A 1,061-nucleotide genomic window follows, 5' to 3' on the forward strand; every position below is an offset into this window, starting at 1 on the left:
ATATTCGTATGTGTACAACTTCTCCGAGGGGCTGGCGGCTGTAGAGAACACCTATGTACTACTTGGCTTTATCGACAAAACCGGCAAAGTGGTCGTCCCCTGCCAATATTTCGAAACGGAAGACTTCTCCGAAGGTCTGGCGCTGGTAAGGAACACCGAGGGACTATGGGGCGTGATCGACAAAACCGGCAAGCAGGTCGTCCCCCTCCGGTACAAGGAGATCACCCCCTTCCAGGACGGCGTTGCCCTGGCACGGAATGAGGCCGGCAAGGCTTTCCTCCTCAAGGTAGATGACGGCAAACAGCCCCCCGTCCCCAGTGTCCCGGAGGTTCCCACCGTCTCCGGCTTTACCGATGTGAAGGTCACCGATTTCTTCGCGGATGCAGTGAAGTGGGCCGTTGACAGCGGCGTCGCCTCCGGCACCAGCAAAGATACCTTCTCCCCCGAGCGGACCTGCACCACGGCGGAAATTCTGACCCTGCTGTGGCGGGCCAACGGCTCCCCCAAGGCCGCGGCCAGCGCCGCCGTCCCCGCCGGGCAGTACTACACCGACGCGGCCAACTGGGCTGTGGAAAAGGGCCTGACCGACGGCTTTAGCGCCGACATCCCCGCGACCCGCGCCGCCACAGTGACCTACCTGTGGAAACTGGCGGGCAAGCCCGCCGCCGATGCCGCCGCATTTACCGATGTGGATGCGGGCGCGGAGTATGCGCAGGCGGTTGCGTGGGCTGTCGAGGAGCTCATCACCGCCGGCACCGGCGCGGATACCTTCTCCCCCGACAAGACCTGCACCCGGGGCGAGATCGTCACCTTCTTGTACCGCGACCTGGTGTAACGCGGACTTCACCCGAGCGCTTTGTAAAACCGTGTAATGATTGAAAAAATACCCACCCTGTTTGAAATGAACTGCCCCAGATTGAGCGGACAGCACAAAAAAGAGCCCCTGGTAGGAAATATTGAGTTTTAAGTGGAGAGGCGTCGCGCCAGCGGCGCCTCTCCGGTTTTTAACTGGATGCGCTCATGGTTGTAAAAATAGATATAGCGGTCGATCATTTCGTTTG

1 protein-coding gene is annotated in these 1,061 nt (G+C 59.9%); it reads left to right on the forward strand.

Translation table 11 applies throughout. The features are described from left to right. Window positions 1–835: WG repeat-containing protein (locus tag Q0Y09_RS00230; protein WP_297716359.1), on the forward strand; the 835-nt coding region annotated here is incomplete at its 5' end. Window positions 836–1,061 lie beyond the last annotated feature (226 nt).

The sequence above is a fragment of the Intestinimonas sp. genome, from assembly GCF_026169115.1.
Taxonomy (GTDB): domain Bacteria; phylum Bacillota; class Clostridia; order Oscillospirales; family Oscillospiraceae; genus Intestinimonas.